Annotated in this window: 18 protein-coding genes; 12 read left to right on the top strand and 6 right to left on the bottom strand. The window is 64.1% G+C overall.

Translation table 11 applies throughout. The annotated features are described in order from the left end of the window. Genes GRI40_RS12060 through GRI40_RS12080 form a run of 5 tightly spaced genes read right to left on the bottom strand, consistent with a single transcriptional unit; the run spans nt 1 to nt 3,337 of the window. Nucleotides 1-1,308 carry a TraB/VirB10 family protein gene (locus GRI40_RS12060; RefSeq protein ID WP_237489207.1) on the bottom strand — a complete coding sequence of 436 codons (1,308 nt, stop codon included), beginning with the start codon at nt 1,306-1,308 and terminating at the stop codon, nt 1-3. After that, on the bottom strand, nt 1,308-2,129 hold the full coding sequence (locus tag GRI40_RS12065) for a TraK domain-containing protein (protein WP_160611800.1): 822 nt from the start codon (nt 2,127-2,129) through the stop codon (nt 1,308-1,310). The genes GRI40_RS12060 and GRI40_RS12065 overlap by 1 nt, the downstream gene beginning before the upstream one ends. After that, entirely contained in the window at nt 2,126-2,692 is a 567-nt protein-coding gene (locus tag GRI40_RS12070; RefSeq protein ID WP_160611801.1) for a type IV conjugative transfer system protein TraE, read from the bottom strand. The genes GRI40_RS12065 and GRI40_RS12070 overlap by 4 nt, the downstream gene beginning before the upstream one ends. 13 nt (nt 2,693-2,705) lie before the next feature. Then, a complete protein-coding gene (gene traL, locus GRI40_RS12075; protein ID WP_057883310.1) occupies nt 2,706-2,993 on the bottom strand; it encodes a type IV conjugative transfer system protein TraL in 288 nt (95 codons plus the stop codon). Between the two features lie 29 nt (nt 2,994-3,022). Then, nucleotides 3,023-3,337, bottom strand: a complete 315-nt coding sequence (locus GRI40_RS12080) for a hypothetical protein (RefSeq protein ID WP_160611802.1) — start codon at nt 3,335-3,337, stop codon at nt 3,023-3,025. A 136-nt stretch (nt 3,338-3,473) separates the two neighbouring features. On the opposite strand from GRI40_RS12080, the gene GRI40_RS12085 reads away from it, so the two are divergent. The 12 genes from GRI40_RS12085 (at nt 3,474) to GRI40_RS12140 (ending at nt 14,822) form a co-directional block, all read left to right on the top strand. Next, nucleotides 3,474-4,199: a hypothetical protein gene (locus tag GRI40_RS12085; protein WP_237489166.1), complete on the top strand. Its 726-nt coding sequence runs from the start codon at nt 3,474-3,476 to the stop codon at nt 4,197-4,199. After that, nucleotides 4,192-4,407, top strand: a complete 216-nt coding sequence (locus GRI40_RS12090; protein ID WP_160611803.1) for a helix-turn-helix transcriptional regulator — start codon at nt 4,192-4,194, stop codon at nt 4,405-4,407. The genes GRI40_RS12085 and GRI40_RS12090 overlap by 8 nt, the downstream gene beginning before the upstream one ends. A 147-nt stretch (nt 4,408-4,554) precedes the next feature. Then, nucleotides 4,555-4,929: a hypothetical protein gene (locus GRI40_RS12095; protein WP_160611804.1), complete on the top strand. Its 375-nt coding sequence runs from the start codon at nt 4,555-4,557 to the stop codon at nt 4,927-4,929. A 63-nt stretch (nt 4,930-4,992) separates the two neighbouring features. Then, the gene (locus GRI40_RS12100) at nt 4,993-6,246 is read left to right on the top strand and encodes a TolC family protein (protein WP_160611805.1); all 1,254 of its coding nucleotides are present in this window, start codon (nt 4,993-4,995) and stop codon (nt 6,244-6,246) included. An 11-nt stretch (nt 6,247-6,257) separates the two neighbouring features. Further along, nucleotides 6,258-7,424, top strand: coding sequence for an efflux RND transporter periplasmic adaptor subunit (locus GRI40_RS12105; RefSeq protein ID WP_160611806.1), 1,167 nt, complete (start codon nt 6,258-6,260; stop codon nt 7,422-7,424). Between the two features lie 55 nt (nt 7,425-7,479). Further along, nucleotides 7,480-10,743, top strand: a complete 3,264-nt coding sequence (locus tag GRI40_RS12110) for a CusA/CzcA family heavy metal efflux RND transporter (RefSeq protein WP_160612080.1) — start codon at nt 7,480-7,482, stop codon at nt 10,741-10,743. 39 nt (nt 10,744-10,782) lie between these two features. Beyond that, a complete protein-coding gene (locus GRI40_RS12115; protein ID WP_160611807.1) occupies nt 10,783-11,169 on the top strand; it encodes an STAS/SEC14 domain-containing protein in 387 nt (128 codons plus the stop codon). After that, on the top strand, nt 11,166-11,795 hold the full coding sequence (locus tag GRI40_RS12120; protein ID WP_160611808.1) for a cation diffusion facilitator family transporter: 630 nt from the start codon (nt 11,166-11,168) through the stop codon (nt 11,793-11,795). Before GRI40_RS12115 ends, GRI40_RS12120 begins: the two co-directional genes overlap by 4 nt. Next, nucleotides 11,792-12,817 carry a sodium:calcium antiporter gene (locus tag GRI40_RS12125; RefSeq protein WP_160611809.1) on the top strand — a complete coding sequence of 342 codons (1,026 nt, stop codon included), beginning with the start codon at nt 11,792-11,794 and terminating at the stop codon, nt 12,815-12,817. Before GRI40_RS12120 ends, GRI40_RS12125 begins: the two co-directional genes overlap by 4 nt. Further along, on the top strand, nt 12,814-12,993 hold the full coding sequence (locus tag GRI40_RS12130; RefSeq protein WP_160611810.1) for a hypothetical protein: 180 nt from the start codon (nt 12,814-12,816) through the stop codon (nt 12,991-12,993). The genes GRI40_RS12125 and GRI40_RS12130 overlap by 4 nt, the downstream gene beginning before the upstream one ends. Continuing rightward, entirely contained in the window at nt 12,990-13,871 is an 882-nt protein-coding gene (locus GRI40_RS12135; protein ID WP_160611811.1) for a ZIP family metal transporter, read from the top strand. The genes GRI40_RS12130 and GRI40_RS12135 overlap by 4 nt, the downstream gene beginning before the upstream one ends. Nucleotides 13,872-13,880: 9 nt before the next feature. Beyond that, entirely contained in the window at nt 13,881-14,822 is a 942-nt protein-coding gene (locus GRI40_RS12140) for a cation diffusion facilitator family transporter (protein ID WP_160611812.1), read from the top strand. Between the two features lie 151 nt (nt 14,823-14,973). Here the strand turns inward: GRI40_RS12140 and GRI40_RS12145 are convergent, their stop codons facing one another. Continuing rightward, on the bottom strand, nt 14,974-15,909 hold the full coding sequence (locus GRI40_RS12145; protein WP_160611813.1) for a bile acid:sodium symporter family protein: 936 nt from the start codon (nt 15,907-15,909) through the stop codon (nt 14,974-14,976). Between the last annotated feature and the right edge of the window lie 134 nt (nt 15,910-16,043).

Below are 16,043 nucleotides of genomic sequence, written 5' to 3' on the forward strand. Positions count from 1 at the left end.
TTACTTGGTGCTCCTGACATGGACGCCGTCGAGAAAGACGATCTCGACCTCGATGCCGGTCGGCATCTCGACGACGGGTTGGTATTGTTCTGCGCGTTCGATGAGGTAGCGGCTGACCGTGTCGGCGGCGTCGCCCGCGCCCTGGCCGAAACCGCCGGCGAGAATGTCGGTCGGCGACAGCGCCTCGCGCTGGCCATTGGCGCCCACCTGCCCGGTGAAAATGCCGTTGGCATTGGCGGAGAAGCCGCGCCCGAAGCCGCCGACGATCCCGGCGAGCAGCGCCTGCCCGACGAGACTGCCTTCGCGGCTGACCACGCGGCCGCGCACCCCCGACTTGCCGGCAAAGGCGATGAAGCCCTTGACCTCGCTCACCGCGTAGCGGCCGCCGGGCTGCGCGCAGGTCATCCGCGCGAGCTTGACGTAGACCTTCTCGGCCGAGAGGTCGCCGCGCGCCGCGCCGTTGACGAGGCAGCCGGTAAGGTCGGTGGTAAGCAGCCGCTTGCCGCTGACGACCGAGCGTGCGGGACCGGTGATCCTCAGCACCACGGGCAACGGATCGGTCTGGCTGGCAACGCCGGTCGAGGCATCGACCCCGACGATCACCCGCGCCGGGGCATAGGAATTGGGCGGCAGGTAATCGCGGCTCGCCTCGAGCATCAGCGCGGGCGTGCGTTCGGCCGCCGGGCGGCTCTTTGCCTCGCCCGCCTCGCCGAAGCTGAGCGTGCTGAGGCCTCCGGCCTGCGGACCCGGTGCGAGCGCGTCGTCCTGTTGCGGCCCCCGTTGCGGCTGCGGCGGCGTGGCCCCCGGCCCATAGGTCGGCGGCGGCGCGGCCGGTGCCGGTGGCTCGGCCTGGCGAACCTGCTGCAGCTCTCCGCGCAAGGCGGCGTTCTCGGCCGAGATCGCATCGATCGCCGCCTGACCGTCGCTGCGCATCTGAGCGTTTTCGGAGCGCAGCGCTTCGAGTTCCTGCTCGATCGCGGGCCGCGGCACTTGCGTTTCCTGCAGATCCTTGATCGCGCGGCCCTGCGCATCGAGCCGATTGCCGTAGGTGGCCACGAACTCGCGCTGCGAGAGGTTGCGGTTGACCAGACCGCCGGTGTCGATGGTTGTCGCGCCCTCGGTCGCGGCGCCGTCATCGTCCTCGCCGCCGAAGACGATCCATGACCCGCCGATCAGGACCAGCGCGCCCAGCCCTGCGAGCAGCAGCTTCTGCCGCCTGGCGATCTGCGTGTTGAGGGTCCGTCGGCCTTCGGCATGACCGTTGTCGTGCGGCGCGCGTTCGGGCGCCGCCTCGGATGCGTTGGCCATCATTCGAGCCCTCCGGTGCTGAAGACAAGGAAAGCGCTGGTCGCTTCGCCGGGAGGCAGCGTGTCGCGGCCATAGGCGAAGGCGAGCGCGCCCGCGGGCGCCTCGCGTTCCTCGCCGAGCGCGATCGGATCCTTGCCCATGTTGCGGATGAGAAAGCGCTGGCCGGTCAGCGCCGCCCCGTCGTACTGCGCGACCTGCTGGACCTCGATGGCGCCGGTACGGCGCGGCCGCGACAGTTCGGCGCGCGCCGAGAAACCCGGCAGCACCCCATCGCTCGCCATCGCCTCGATCAGACGGATGGCGGCTTCGTTCTGGCCGCTTTCCTGTTCCCATTCGGCCGCCTCGCTGCGAACGAGCGCCGGATTGGTGATGAACAGCTGGCCCGCGTCCACGCCGCCGAGGCGGCAGGCGAACCGGTAGACGTAGCCGGCCTTGCTGGTGGCGAAGAAACTGACCTTGTCCGAGGCGAACTGCGGCGGCACCGAGATGTAGATGTCGCCGCGCACCGGCTCGTGGGTCACCTGGAAGTCGTTGTAGGGAAAGCCGCTGGCGATCTTCGAGACATTGGCAAAGCCGTCCTCGACCAATGCGATGCGCGTCAGCTCGCCGCGTGCGAGTTCGCAGTCGATCGTCGCGTTGTCCGCCGCCTCGACGAACTGGTCGGCGTGCGCGGGGACCGCGGTGAGCGCGAACGATGCCGCCACGAAGGCCGCGCCGATCGCACGCAGCCCGCTGTCGGGAACCCGGCTCGCGCCGACGCAGAAACAGGCAAGGCCGGTCCCGGCGAGCGCCGCGCTCAGCGGCGTGGAAAAGAGGCTCACGATGGCTGCTCCTCGTCTGTTGAGATTTGCTCGAAGCCCGTAAGTCCGAGCGAAAGCCCGCGCTTCGCCCAGGCAAAGCGGAAGGTCCGTTCCTGACTCGCGATCACCTGCGCTCCGACGAACGTCTTGAGCGTGCCGGTGACGCTTGCGGAGAGGCTCTTGGTGTCGACCAGCATCGAGCGGATCACGAAGGCCTGGCTGACGTCCGAGCCGCGCTGCTCGTCGACGATCTTGACGAGATCGGCCTTCAGGCGCCCGTGCGCCGTCGGATCGGCCACTTTCAGGATCTGCTCCATCCAGTAGTCGAGGCTTTCGGGCGAGCGGTTCAGGAGCATCAACGCGGTGTCGCGGGTGACGAGCTCGAGGTAATGCATATCGATCCCGCCGCTCGAGACTGTCAGCGTCTCGGCGGTGACCGGCACGAGAACAACCTGCTCATCGCGGGTGATTGCGGCGCCGATACCCAGCACGCTGGTCGCTGCCAGAATGGCGCTCAGCCCTGCGAAGCGGTTGCGCTGAGCGAGATACCGTTGGGCCTGCGCATGCGCGAATTCGGTTTGCATGTCGGTCCTCCTCTCAGCCGGCCAGCAGGCGGCAATGGGAGGGCGGCGTGGCTTTCAATCCCAGGAAGCTCCCGGGCAGATACCAGTAGGCAGCATGCACCAGTTTCGACCCAGCATTGCCTGCCTTCGCCTTCCGCAGGGCGAACCAGGTCACGACCGATAGGCCCGTGCCGATGATGATGTGCTGCGCAAGAATGCCCCAGGCGAACGGGACGAGAAGTCCCGCAAACTCGTCGATGGTCCAGAAGCCGATGAGCTCCGGATCGTCGAGCCGCCGTGGAACAAGGTATCTGTCGGCCATGATGCCGCCCTCCTGCCGTTAGACCGCTGTCAGATGACCGCGGTCACGACCGAGGTGACGATCGGCACCCCGGTGCCGACGCCGATCCCGACACCCACCGGCACCGCCACCTGCCCGAGCGCAAAGCGCCCCGAGGCGAGCGCGATGAGGCCGCCGGCGAGCGACATGACGGTGATGATCTTGCCGCCCGAGCCTTCGAGAAAGTCGGTAAACTTCTGCAGCGCCGGATCGAACGTGGTGTCGGCGCCGGCATAGGCGGCACCGGCGCAGGCGAGCGCTATGATGGTGGGAAGAATGTAGTCGCGGCCCCGGGGGCGGGCGGCGCTGAGCGGCTTGGTGATCATCGGGAGAAACTCCGGGAAGGTTGAACATCGAACCAGCGAGCATGTTCGCTGTATGTTCATTCCTCGCCTCGAAGCCGGGGTGTAGGAAAACGCCGAGTGCATTTCGCGCTCGTTCGCCAAGCGAAAAGCGACATGGATGTGGATCCGGGCCGGGTTCCGCGCTGACCGCGCGGCCAAATGCGCCAACTTAGCTCCTTTCTGCGCGAGGCTTGCCGTGAATTGCGATCCGGCAGCCAGAATCCGCGCGAATCGCCATAGGAAGCTGATTCGTTCCTTCCTCTATGTTCCCTTCTTGTTCTTTTCGTTTTCCTACAGCCTTCCTTCGCGGTTAGTCCTCGAGTCGATCACCAACACGCGAAAGGATTCGTCGATGACAAACATGGCGCTCTTTGCCGAACACCAGGTTCGCGCAGACCTCGCCCGGCTGCTGCTTGCCGCAGTCGAGGCCAGCGGCCGGACGCGCTGCGATATCGCGCGCGATGCGCAGATTCATAAAGATGCCCTGCGCCGTGTCTTAACAGGCGAGCGCTCTGCCAGCCTCGGCGAGGCCTTGCGCATTCTTGCCGCGAGCGGCGTTACCCCTCAGGCCCATATCCTGCTGTTCCTCGTCAGCAGCGGCGATCATGCGATTGCCTGGCTGCAATCGGATCTCGCGCAGTTCTTCGAAGACTTCACCGGCGAGCTGCCGTCAGCACTCGAGCGCGTCCTGGGCAACCAGGTCCACAATGTGAGACCGCGCTGGGCCAAAGGCACGGCGCACCGCGTAGCCCGGCTCCTGTCCGACCATATCGATGAACTCGAGCGCAGGGATGCGCTACTCGGCGATGGGTTCGCTTCCGGCCAGGGAGGTCATCATGGGTGAGGCGATCGATCCTGCAGCGCCTGAGCCGCGCAAGGTCCCGCGCCTTATCCGTCTCCCTGAAGTCAAGCACCGGGTCGGACTGGGCCGATCGACGATCTACCGCTGGATGGCCGAGGGCAGGTTTCCGAAGCCCGTGCAGCTCGGCGGCTACGCCGTTGCCTGGGTAGAAGAGGATGTTGAGAACTGGATAGAAACGGTAAGGTCCTGATCGGGATCTTCTCGATACCGGTTTTTTGCACCCACAGTCGCTGAAGCAACGGTATCTCCCCCCAGCCATCCTGCCACGGAATTCGAGGGCCACCCTTCTTGGTGGTTGAAAAAACGGACTGTTCTGCGCTAGGAAGCGCCACATCTGATGACTCGCACCTATCGCCATCTTGTCCTGCATCCCTTAAGCGTCCTGCTGCTGCTGGTCGCGATGGTGTTCGCGACCGCAGCAGATGCGGCTACCTGTGGGGCCGAGGTGGCGCCAGGCGATTCGATGGCCGTATCGACAGCATCGTATGCGGAGGTTGGATCCTCGGGTGATGAGGAGCAACAGGATGACAAGGGTGTTCCGACAGATCAGGACGGCATCTGCGGGCATGGCCACTGCCATCACAGCGCGAGCGTCTCTGGAACAGTGCAGATGGGCCAGGGTCCTAGCTCTGCAGCCGCAATAGAACCCGCGAAGATCCTCCCTCTTTCTTCGGACGAGAACGCGCGCCTGAGACGCCCTCCTCGCGCCTGACAAGACCAAACGCGCCGCTCCTGGCGGCGCTTTTCGGATTGTCAGCACAGGAAGAACTCAGAAATGTCAGCCAGAACATGGCGGGGCGCCCTAATCGCGGGGCTGTCCTTCGCCGCATTCGCGATGCCTGCGGAGGCGCAGGAGCGCGAGCTTCTTTCGCTCGAAGAGGCCTTGAGCCGGTCAGGCTTGTCCGAGGGTGCCGCCGAAACGCAATCGAATCCTCGGATCGTCGGACCACGCGCCGACACCGAGGCAGCGCAGGCGCTGGTCGGTCAGGCCCGCTTGAGGCCGAATCCGGAGCTCTCGTTCGAGGTCGAGAATATCGCCGGAAGCGGCGCGTTCTCCGGGCTGAGTGCAACCGAATATACGCTTTCGGTCGGACAGCGGCTCGAGCTTGGCGGTAAGCGCAGCGCTCGCGTCCAGGCTGCCGAAGCCCAGGCGCAACTTGCGAACGTTCGGGCTGATCTGGCGGAAGCCGAGCTCGGCTTTCTTGTGCGCGAGCGCTATGTAGTTGCCGCGGCGGCAGCGTCACGGGTGGAGCTGGCGCTCGACATCGTCGAGAGGAATGTCGAACTTGCCCGAATAGCTGGCGTGCTCGTCGAGGTTGGTCGGGAGCCACCGCTCCGGGGATTGCGCGCCCAGGCGGCACTGGCCGAAGCGCGAGCGGAACTGCAGGCTGCCGAGGCAGCCAGTCTGGCCGCGCGCACCGCGCTTGCAGCGCTCTGGTCGGATGAGGGTGCTCCGCCGGTAGTTCCGAGCGACTTTCCCGACATCGTGCCGCCAAGCACAGTTCTGGTCTCTACGACGGGGCTTCAACTGCAAGCGGCGCGTGCCGAAAGCCGGGCGGCCGAAGCCGAGATCGACCGCGAGCGCAGCTTGCGCGTTCCCGACCCGGTGGTCTCTGCCGGTGTGCGGCGCTTCGAGGAAACCAATGACAATGCGTTTCTCGTCGGCGTCTCCATCCCGCTTCCCTTCGCCAACCGCAACCAGGGCAACATCGCCGCTGCCGAGGCGCGGCTGCGTGCGGCCAATGCCCGCGAGGCGATAGCGCTTGCCGATTTCGAACAGGCGGTGACCCGCGCCCGGGCGCAATACCTCGCTGCCGAAGCGCGCGTCGAAACACTTTCCGCAACGTCACTCCCACAGGCCGAGGAAGCGCTGCGGCTTGTCCGCATCGGCTACCGCAATGGCCGTTTCCCGCTGATCGAGGTCCTGAGCGCCGCAGAAGCGCGCGACGATATCCGCGAGGCCCTGATCGCCGCGCAGGAAGACCAGGGACAAGCTGCCGCCGAGCTCATCAGGCTGGCCGCACAATGAGGAATATCTCCATGAACCGCAGAAAACTGGCGATCATCGCCGGGATTGCCATTCTCGCTGCAGCGCTGCTGCTGTTCCTCTGGCCTGACGACGAAGGCGACACGCACGCCGAGGGCGGCGCGCACGCGGGAGAAGAAGCGAGCGAGTCCGAACTTCCCGAAGGACTGGTCCTCCTTGCCGAAGAGCAAATCCGCGCCGCCGATATCGAGCTCGCCACCCTCCAGACCGGCGCTGCGGTCGAACTCGTTTTTCCGGCCACCGTCGCGGCGAGCCCGTCTGCGAGCGCGCGGATCGATGCACGGGCATCGGGCGTCGTGCGCAGCATCGGCAAGACGCTCGGCGATTATGTCCGCCAGGGGGAAACAGTGGCACGCATCGAAAGCGCCGATGCTGCAGCGCTCGCCTCGCAGCTGAGTGCTGCCCGCGCGCGCGTTACCGAGCTTTCGGCCGCTTACGAGCGCGAGCGCCGCCTGTTCGAGGCCAATGTAACCGCGCGGCAGGACCTCGAGGCCGCCCGCGCCAATCTCGATGTTGCCCGTTCCGAACTGAACCGCGCCCAAGCCGCGGTCGCCGCTGCTGGTGTCAGCGGCGATGGTCGTTCGCTCGCCGTAACAAGCCCCCTTTCAGGGCGCGTGACGGCAGCTCCGATCGTGCTCGGCTCCTTCGTCGATGCGGGCGAGGAGCTCTATCGCGTTGTCAATCCCAACGGCATGCAGGTTGAGGTCGCCCTGCCGTCGGAGGATGCCGCACGTATCCAGCCTGGCGACGAAGCGGCGCTAATCGTTGGCGACGGCCGCGAGATCGGCGCGCGCGTGCGGTCGGTGACGCCTTCGCTCGATCCTGAAAGCCGCAGCGCGACTGCGGTGCTTACCCTGGCACGTCCGATCCCCGGCCTTCAGCCGGGCGCCTTCCTTCAAGCGCGGATTCGTCCCTCCGGCGAAATCGACCAGACCCGCATCGCCGTGCCCGAAGACGCAGTGCAGGTGCTCGAAGGACGCGACGTCGTCTTCGTGCGGACGCAGCGCGGGTTCCAGGCACGGGAGGTGCAAACGGGCAGCCGTTCCGCAGGGATGGTGACCATTCTTTCGGGTCTCCAGCCCGGATGGCGCATCGCCACCGACAACGCCTTTCTGCTGAAGGCCGAGCTCGAGAAGGAGGGCGCCGAACATGGCCATTGATCAGACCACCTCACCCGCGGCCGATGACGCGCACGAGGAAAGCCATCGTCACGGCGTGATCGGAATGGTTCTCGACGTTGCCGTGCGTTTTCGCTGGGCGATCATCGTCCTGACTGTATTCGCCGCGATATACGGCGCATTTAACCTGTTGCGGCTGCCGATCGACGCCGTTCCCGACATCACCAATACCCAGGTACAGATCAACACCAGCGCACCCGCGCTCTCGCCTTCGCAGGTGGAGACACAGGTGACTTTTCCGATCGAGACCGGGCTCGCCGGGATCGAGGGATTGGAGATGACCCGGTCTATATCGCGCAACGGCTTCAGCCAGGTAACCGCGATCTTCGAAGAAGGGACCGATCTGTATTTCGCGCGCCAGCAGGTCAACGAACGCCTGGCGCCGATCGGAGCATCGCTTCCCGAGGGCGCTGAGCCCACCATGGGTCCGATCTCCACCGGCCTAGGCGAAGTGCTGATGTACACTATCGAGTACGAGCATCCCGGTGGGCGGGGAGCACGAACCGGCGGACGTACCGGCTGGCAGGCCGATGGCAGCTTCATCACCGAACGCGGCGATCGGCTCCAAAGCGAGGTCGCCAAGGCGGCCTATCTGCGCACCGTGCAGGACTGGGTTGTTGCGCCGCTGATGCGATCGATCGATGGCGTGGCCGGGGTCGATTCGATCGGCGGCTTCGAAAAGCAGTTTCTCGTTCAGCCCGATCCGGCTCGCCTAACCGGTTATGGTCTGTCCTTCGATTCTCTTATCGACGCGCTCGAAGCGGCCAATCTTGCAGCGGGAGCGAATTTCGTCGACCGCGCCGATGAAGCTCTGCTCGTCCGCGTCGACGCCCGTCTTGGCGGCATCTCGGATATCGAGGAGGCGGTCGTCGCCACCCGTGAGGGCGTGCCCATTCGCATCGGCGACGTGGCCACTGTCGAAATCGGGGGCGATCTCCGGACCGGCGCCGCATCGCTGAACGGCGAGGAGGCCGTTGTCGGCACGGTTCTGATGCGCGCTGGTGAAAACAGCAGAACAGTCGCGGCCGGCGCTGCCGAGCGGCTCGAGGAAGTTCGCGCATCGCTTCCGGACGGCGTGGTAGCCGAGATCGTCTACAACCGTTCGGCGCTCGTCGACGCGACTATCGCGACGGTCGAGAAGAACCTTCTCGAAGGCGCTCTTCTCGTCATTGCCGTGCTGTTTCTTCTGCTCGGCAACATCCGCGCAGCCATCATCACAGCCCTCGTCATCCCGATATCGATGCTCATGGCTGCGATCGGCATGAACCGGCTGGGCGTCTCCGGCAATCTGATGAGCCTCGGAGCGCTCGATTTTGGCCTGATCGTGGATGGCGCGGTCATCATCGTCGAGAACAGCGTCGCCCGTCTGGCCACGCGGCAACATCGCGAAGGGCGCCTCCTAACCCTGGGCGAGCGACTGACCGAAACACGGCTTGCCGCGCAGGAGATGATCAAACCGACCGTCTACGGACAGGCGATTATCTTCCTCGTATTTGCGCCGCTCCTCACTTTCACCGGAGTCGAGGGCAAGACGTTCTCGCCCATGGCGATCACGATGATGCTCGCGCTGGCTTCGGCTTTCGTTCTGTCGCTGACATTCGTGCCGGCGATGATTGCGGTGCTGCTCAACAAGAAGCTTACCGAGACGGAGGTAAAGCCGATCCGGATCGCCAAGGAGCGCTACGGGCCGGCGCTGCGAAAGGCCATTGCGCGTCCTTGGCCCGTCATTGGTGCCGGTGTCGGCGTATTCGCCGTGGCGGCATTCATATTCGGCTTCCTCGGCAGCGAGTTCACCCCGCAGCTCGACGAGACCGATCTCGCGGTGCAGTCGCTGCGAATTCCCTCCACGTCGCTCGAGCGCTCTCTGGCCATGCAGCGAAGGGTGGAAGACCGGTTGGAGCAGTTTCCGCAGGTTGAACTGGTGTTCTCCCGGACGGGAACGGCCGAGGTCGCCAGCGATCCGATGCCGCCCAATGCCTCGGATGCCTACGTCATGCTGAAGCCTCGTGAAGAATGGCCTGATCCGGGCCTGTCGAAAGATGCGCTCGTTGCCGAAATGGAAGAAGCGCTCGGCGGTCTGATCGGCAATCTCTATGAGTTCAGCCAGCCGATTGAGCTGCGCTTCAACGAACTGATCGCCGGTGTGCGCGGCGATGTGGCGGTCAAACTCTATGGGGACGACCTCACTGCGTTGACCGAAGCGGCGGGCGATGTCGCGGGCGTCCTGCGCGGCGTCGAGGGCGCGGCAGATGTGAAGGTACAGCAGGTGACGGGCTTTCCGACCCTCGACATCGCCTTCGATCGGCCGACCATCGCACGATATGGGCTGTCCGTAGAAGACGTCGCCCAGTCGGTCGCCATCGCACTCGGCGGGCGGCCTGCCGGTCTGGTCTTCGAAGGCGACCGAAGGTTTGAGGTCATCGTTCGTCTGGAAGCCGCGGCGCGTGACGATTTCGACCAGCTCGGGGCCCTCCCGATCGTTCTCGAAAACGGCGTCACTGTTCCGCTGCGGGCGCTCGCCGATTTCCGCGTGGTCGACGGCCTTGCTGAAGTGCGCCGTGAACAGGGGCGCCGGCTGGTGATCGTCTCGGCCAATGTGCGCGAACGCGATCTCGGCTCCTTCGTGGAAGAGGCCCAGGAAGGGGTCGCTGCACAGGTCGACATGCCGCCTGCCTCGTTCATCGAATGGGGTGGCCAGTACCAGAACCTGCAGGCAGCGCAGGCACGGCTCGCAATCGTCGTGCCTCTCTGCTTTGCGCTCGTCCTGCTCCTGCTGTTCATGGCGCTTGGCGGTTGGGTTCCGGCCCTGGCGGTGTTCAGCGCCATTCCGATGGCTCTGGCGGGCGGCATCTTCGCACTCGCGCTGAGGGGACTGCCGTTCTCGGTCTCGGCGGCGGTGGGTTTCATCGCGCTTTCGGGCGTGGCGGTGCTCAACGGCTTGGTGATGATGACGGCGATCCGGCAGCGCCTCGAGAAAGGCATGGACCTAGAAGAGGCGATCGAGGACGGCGCCCTGGCACGCATGCGCCCCGTGCTGATGACCGCGCTGGTCGCTTCGCTTGGCTTCGTGCCGATGGCGATCGCGACCGGAACCGGCGCCGAAGTGCAGCGTCCGCTGGCTACCGTGGTCATCGGCGGGCTGATCACCGCAACGATCCTCACTTTGTTCGTTCTGCCTGCAATTGCGCGGCTCGTGCTGCATCGTTCCGACGACGAGCGCAGCTGGCGGGAAAAGTGGTGGGAGCGTCTGCGCCGCAATGTCACGCGGGAGGAACGGGACGAATTGCGAGAGGTTACATAAAAGAAAGGGTCCTGAAAGAATCGGACCGAAGAGGCTATTGTGCTGGAGATCGAAGAAGAGAATGGGCTGATCCGGATTAAAGCCGGGGGAACCCTCGAAAGCTCGGACTACGACCGCTTCGTACCCCTGTTCGAGCGCATTGCTGCGATCGAGCAGGGAACGGTGCCGATGGTCATCGAGCTCGCGCCGGATTTCTCGGGCTGGGACCTTGGCGGAATCTGGCGCGACCTCCGCTTCGACGTGATGCACAAGGACCAGTTCGGCCGTATCGCCATCATCGGCACAAGAGACTGGCACGAATGGGCCACCAAACTGTCCGACGTTCTCTTCCCGCCGGCTGAAATGCGCTTTTTCGATCCGGATGCCGGAGGGCGAGACGAACGCTGGGCGCGGACCGGTGCCGAAGGCGAAAGTAACGCCGAATGAGCGAAACCGACCTCGATCTCGCCTCCGCCGACAAGCGCCGTACTCTGTGGATCGTGCTTTGGCTCAACGTCGCCATTGCAGTCGGCTTCTTCATCACCGGCGCGATAGGGGATTCCAACGCCCTGATTGCGAACGGCCTGGATAATACGTCCGACGCGGTCGTCTACGGGCTGACCTTACTCGCCCTCACTCGCTCGCGAGTGTGGAAGCGCGGGGCGGCGCGCGTTTCCGGTTTCATGCTCCTGATCTTTGCGGTCGGCGTCGTCCTCGATGCCATACGCCGTTTCGTCGAAGGATCGGAGCCTGCTGGCATAATGATGATGGCGATCGCTGCCGTCGCGGCGGTCGTTAACCTTCTCTCGCTCTACCTGCTCAAGAGACTGCAGAACCGGGATGTGAACCTGCGCGCGGCCACTACCTTCAGTTTCAACGATTTCGTGGCCAACGGCGGTATTATCATTGCTGGCATCGTCGTGCTCTTCACCGGTGCCAACTGGCCCGATCTTGTTGTCGGCATCGCTGTTGCCTGCATTGCGCTGTATGGCGGCATTGAGATCCTCCGCGATGCGCACATGGACATTCACGAGGAGAAGGGCACCGAACACCAGGGTTTCGGGAAAAAATGACAGCGGTCTGGGCAGCGGTTCTTCTCGCCGCCGTCTGGACAGCGTACTGGGGCGCGGAGCGGCTGTCTGGGCCGCTCAAGAAGCTTCGCAAGCAATGGGGCTTTTCGGTTGCCGCAGGTGGCTCCTTTCTGGGCATCGCCGCAGCCTCGCCAGAAATTGGCATCAACGTCACGAGCGCGGCGCGCGGCGTCTCCGATATTGGACTGGGCGCCATGCTGGGCTCGAACGTCCTCGCCATCCCGCTGATGGTCGCGACAGCTTATGTCGCAACCCGCAAGTCGGGTCTGAAGGAATCGGGTAACAAGGACCACCAAGAGCACCGGCGAAAGCACTACGTCGCGGTCGACAAAGGTGCCGTCACCGTTCAGGCGCTACCCTATCTGGCGATCCTCGCGGTCTTCGCGCTGCTGACGCTGCCCGCCCCGTGGCGAGGCCTGCAACCGATCGACGGCTGGCTCCTGCTGCTCGCCTATTTGGCGTACCTCGTCCAGGCTCTGGTGCGCGGCCGCAAGCAAGGCGAGAATGTCGACTGGAGCCGCAAGGAACGGTGGATGGCGATCGCAGGCGTCAGCGCGCTTGCGGTCGGTGCCTATTTCACCGTTTTCTCCAGTGAGAAGATCATCAGCGCACTGGGCATCCCCAATGTGGTGGGAGGTCTCTTCATTACCGCCACTGTAGCAGCTTTGCCGGAGGTCTTCGCAACTTGGAGCGTCGCCCGCTCCGGCCAGGTCACCTCGGCCAGCACCAGCGTGATCGGCGATCATGCGGTGACGATGACACTCGCCTCCATACCGCTTACGATCATCGGCACGCCGATAGAGGACTTTCGCCTCTTCTGGGTCAGCCTGGCGTTCGTGGCGCTGATGCCTGTCCTCTACGCGATGTTCATCCACTTTTCGGGCGAGCAGGCGAGGGGGTTTCATCGCTGGACAATTTTCGGCTTTGCAGCCGCCTACGCGGCGTTCGTCGCGGTCATCGTGTTTTGGGTGCAGCCGTTCCAAGGCTCGGGAGGCGGGGCATGAGCAGCGAACATCAGCAAGCCGGTGCCAGCTACGCCGGCCCGTCTCATCGCAGTGGAGCGCCGGGTGATCGGCAGCCTGACTTCGCCGTGGCAGCGGGAGATGGCGCCGCCATGATGTTCGCACTCAATGGTTTTGCCTGTCTGCATCGGGCTGGCTCGGAAAAGATCGTCAAGTGACGATCATCGACACCGTTTTTGCGACACAAAGCCGGTCGCATGCCCTGCTCCTGTCGACGCTCGCCAGCGTCGGCTTGATCGTCGGGGCAGTATGGGCCGAGCGCGCCGCAGCGGAATTGCGCCGATCTGACCTGCTCATGCCTGGCGTCTCGGGCGTTCTCTTTGCGCTCGTTGCCGTCACGATTATGCCATTTGCCGAGCTAACTGTCGGCCGTTGGCTCATCCCCTTCCTGTATCTGGCTGGCGCGGCAGCTTCTGTTATCCTGTGCACGGCAGCTCGGCATCTTGCGCTTCGTCGCGCGAAGACGCCGAACAGAAGCGCTGATCAAAGCGGCCGCCAGTCTGCTTTCGCCGAACGCTCCGTCTTCGCGATCGTCGACCTGCTCGGGTACGGCATGGCTATCGGCGTAGCAGCCGCCGCGTCGGCCACCTTGGGCATAGCTTTGGCGACTGGCCTTGCTGCAGCAAATGTTCTTGTTTCCCGCCAGCTCACCGCCGGATTTCTGTCGGCGAAGATGAGGCGGATGGACCGCGTTGTATCGCAGCTTGCTCTCTTTCTGACGCTCAATGTCTTTTCACTCCTGGCGTTCTGGACAGTGCACAGCTTCGACAGCCGAGGCCTGCCGGGGCTTCTTGCGTTCTTCGGAGGATTTCTCCTTGCTGCGGCGACGAGGACCCTGCTCTCTCACGGGCAAGGGATTGCCGCGGGAAAGCAGGTAGGATCCGCTCTCGTCTTCCTGTGTGGTTTTGTCGCCTTCGCACTGTTCGCCGTTGGACTTGACGATGTTCTGGACGCTGCTGGTATCTCGAACGCGGGCTTCGAGCATCCGGTGGAGCAATCGTCTGCTCAACCGAACATCCTTCAGACGAGGGGATAGGAAAGCAACATGGGTCACTCCCACAATCACGGCGGCCACAGTCATGGCGAAGAGAACCTGAGCGATCGCCAGCTGATTTTCGCCGTGGCGATCAACGTTCTGCTGACGGTGGCGCAGATAATCGGCGGGATCGTGTCCGGTTCACTCGCGCTTATCGCAGATGCCCTGCACAATTTCAGCGATGCGGCTTCGCTCGGCCTCGCGTGGTTTGCGCGCCTGATCGGGCGGCGACCTGCGGACAAGCTTATGACGTTCGGCTATGCCCAAGGGGAAGTCGTCGCCGCGCTCATCAACCTGACCACGCTGTTCATCATCGGCTTTTACCTGCTCGTGGAGGCCATCAACCGCTTCGCCGATCCGCAGCCCATTGAGGGCTGGACCGTCATTGGCGTGGCGGGAATTGCCCTGGTGATCGATCTCGTCACCGCCTTCATCACCCATCGCGGCGCACGCGACAGCATCAACATGAAGGCGGCATTCCTTCACAATGTTTCTGACGCGATGGCCTCCGTCGGAGTGATTGCGGCAGGCGTCCTTATTCTCCTGTACGATTTCTACCTCGCGGACCTAATCATCACAGTGGTCATTGCCGGCTATGTCATCTGGCAGGGTCTGTCGCTGATGCCGAGAACGGTTCGCCTGCTGATGGGAGCGGTGCCCGATGAGGTCGAGTTCGATCAGATCGTTCGGGCGCTGCAGGAGCACGAAGGAGTCGCGGGTGTGCATCATGTGCATGTCTGGAACCTGGGAGAGCACCATCGCGCCCTTGAGGCACATCTCACTCCCTCCACGGCCTCGCTTCAGGCGTTCGAAGAGCTCAAACAACCGTTACGGGATCTGCTGCTGGAACGGTTCGGCATCGCCCATGCAACGCTCGAGGCGTGCCTCGCGAGCGAATGTGACGATCAGCTGATTCCGAAGCATCCTCTTGCGAACGGCCCCGATCACTGATCCATCGCGCAAGCAGCACGCCGAGCCCAGAGGTTGCGCTGCAGTCCCATCGCACCGGCGGGCGGGCACGCGCGTATTCTGCTGGCAGCAATAGGCCTGACGCTCCTGGCTTCACCGTGGCCTCTTCTGAGCCCGTGATCCTGGCGCAGCTTTAGGCCTGCTTCGCCGCGCCTGACGCCAGCATCTTGGCGGCGATCGGCGAGGTGATCATCTGGATAACGGCGAAGAAGGCCGCCGGGACTGCGATTTCAGCTGGCAGGCCGGAGGCTGCCACGAACGCCGCAGCGATGCTGAACTCCTTTTTGCTGACGGTAAAAAGGTAGGTGATTACTTCTTCGCGGTCCGCGGCGAACACTTTTGCGATCGAACCCACCGCATACCCGATGAGATTCAGCAGCAGGGCGGCAAGAGCGATGACCCCGGCGAACCAGCCGTATCCCAGAATCGTATCTGCGTTGGGTCCCACCACAGCAAGCAGCAGCAGCAGGTAGAATATCGAACCGATCGCCGGATAGGCGCTGTCGTGGCGGCTGACGGCGGCCGCAAAGCGCGTGCGCAGGTATACCCCGACCACGGTCGGCACCAGTACGACGAGAATCAGCTCGAGCACGACCGCGCCCACCGGAACCTGGAGCTCGATGCCGGTCAGAAACAGAAAGAGAAACGGTACGATGAACGGCGACAGGGCGGTGTTCACCGCATTCAGCACTGCGGCAAGCGCGACATTGCCCTTCGCCAGCAGGACCAGCAGCGGCGCCGAGACGTCTGTCGGCAACGTGCCGACCAGCGTCTGCCCCGCCGCGAGATGCCCCGAGCCGAAGAACAAACGCCCGATGAGCCAGCCCGCGAGCGACATCGGACCATAGACCAGCCCGAGAGCCCAGAGCTGCCGGTCCGGCTTGCGAAGCACCAGCTTCACCGCATGGGCATCGAAGGTAAGGCTGATAACCAGCATGAGCGCCGCCAGAAGTGGCCCGATGCTGCTTGAGAGGGCAATTCCGACCGACGGAACGAATAGACCAAAAGCGGCTGCCAGAACCGCAAGAAGCAGGAGATTGTTCTCAACAAGGGCGAGCAGCTTCTGCATTCGATTGTCCTGGATAATACGCGGGCGGTGTACCGTCAGACAGCGCGGTGCTGGCCCAATCTGCGCTTCTTCCACGCGAATCCGAGCGCGACCAGCACAGTTTGGGTAGTCTCCGCGCAAGAACCAGAAAGCCG

Source organism: Tsuneonella aeria (genome assembly GCF_009827495.1).
Classification (GTDB): domain Bacteria; phylum Pseudomonadota; class Alphaproteobacteria; order Sphingomonadales; family Sphingomonadaceae; genus Tsuneonella; species Tsuneonella aeria.

Bases quoted from the DNA above. Each gene is read 5' to 3' on its own strand.
- GRI40_RS12060 (WP_237489207.1), bottom strand. From the start codon at position 1,308: ATGGCCAACGCATCCGAGGCGGCGCCCGAACGCGCGCCGCACGACAAC.
- GRI40_RS12070 (WP_160611801.1), bottom strand. From the start codon at position 2,692: ATGCAAACCGAATTCGCGCATGCGCAGGCCCAACGGTATCTCGCTCAG.
- traL (WP_057883310.1), bottom strand. From the start codon at position 2,993: ATGGCCGACAGATACCTTGTTCCACGGCGGCTCGACGATCCGGAGCTC.
- GRI40_RS12080 (WP_160611802.1), bottom strand. From the start codon at position 3,337: ATGATCACCAAGCCGCTCAGCGCCGCCCGCCCCCGGGGCCGCGACTAC.
- GRI40_RS12085 (WP_237489166.1), top strand. From the start codon at position 3,474: ATGTGGATCCGGGCCGGGTTCCGCGCTGACCGCGCGGCCAAATGCGCC.
- GRI40_RS12090 (WP_160611803.1), top strand. From the start codon at position 4,192: ATGGGTGAGGCGATCGATCCTGCAGCGCCTGAGCCGCGCAAGGTCCCG.
- GRI40_RS12095 (WP_160611804.1), top strand. From the start codon at position 4,555: ATGACTCGCACCTATCGCCATCTTGTCCTGCATCCCTTAAGCGTCCTG.
- GRI40_RS12100 (WP_160611805.1), top strand. From the start codon at position 4,993: ATGTCAGCCAGAACATGGCGGGGCGCCCTAATCGCGGGGCTGTCCTTC.
- GRI40_RS12105 (WP_160611806.1), top strand. From the start codon at position 6,258: ATGAACCGCAGAAAACTGGCGATCATCGCCGGGATTGCCATTCTCGCT.
- GRI40_RS12120 (WP_160611808.1), top strand. From the start codon at position 11,166: ATGAGCGAAACCGACCTCGATCTCGCCTCCGCCGACAAGCGCCGTACT.
- GRI40_RS12125 (WP_160611809.1), top strand. From the start codon at position 11,792: ATGACAGCGGTCTGGGCAGCGGTTCTTCTCGCCGCCGTCTGGACAGCG.
- GRI40_RS12130 (WP_160611810.1), top strand. From the start codon at position 12,814: ATGAGCAGCGAACATCAGCAAGCCGGTGCCAGCTACGCCGGCCCGTCT.
- GRI40_RS12140 (WP_160611812.1), top strand. From the start codon at position 13,881: ATGGGTCACTCCCACAATCACGGCGGCCACAGTCATGGCGAAGAGAAC.
- GRI40_RS12145 (WP_160611813.1), bottom strand. From the start codon at position 15,909: ATGCAGAAGCTGCTCGCCCTTGTTGAGAACAATCTCCTGCTTCTTGCG.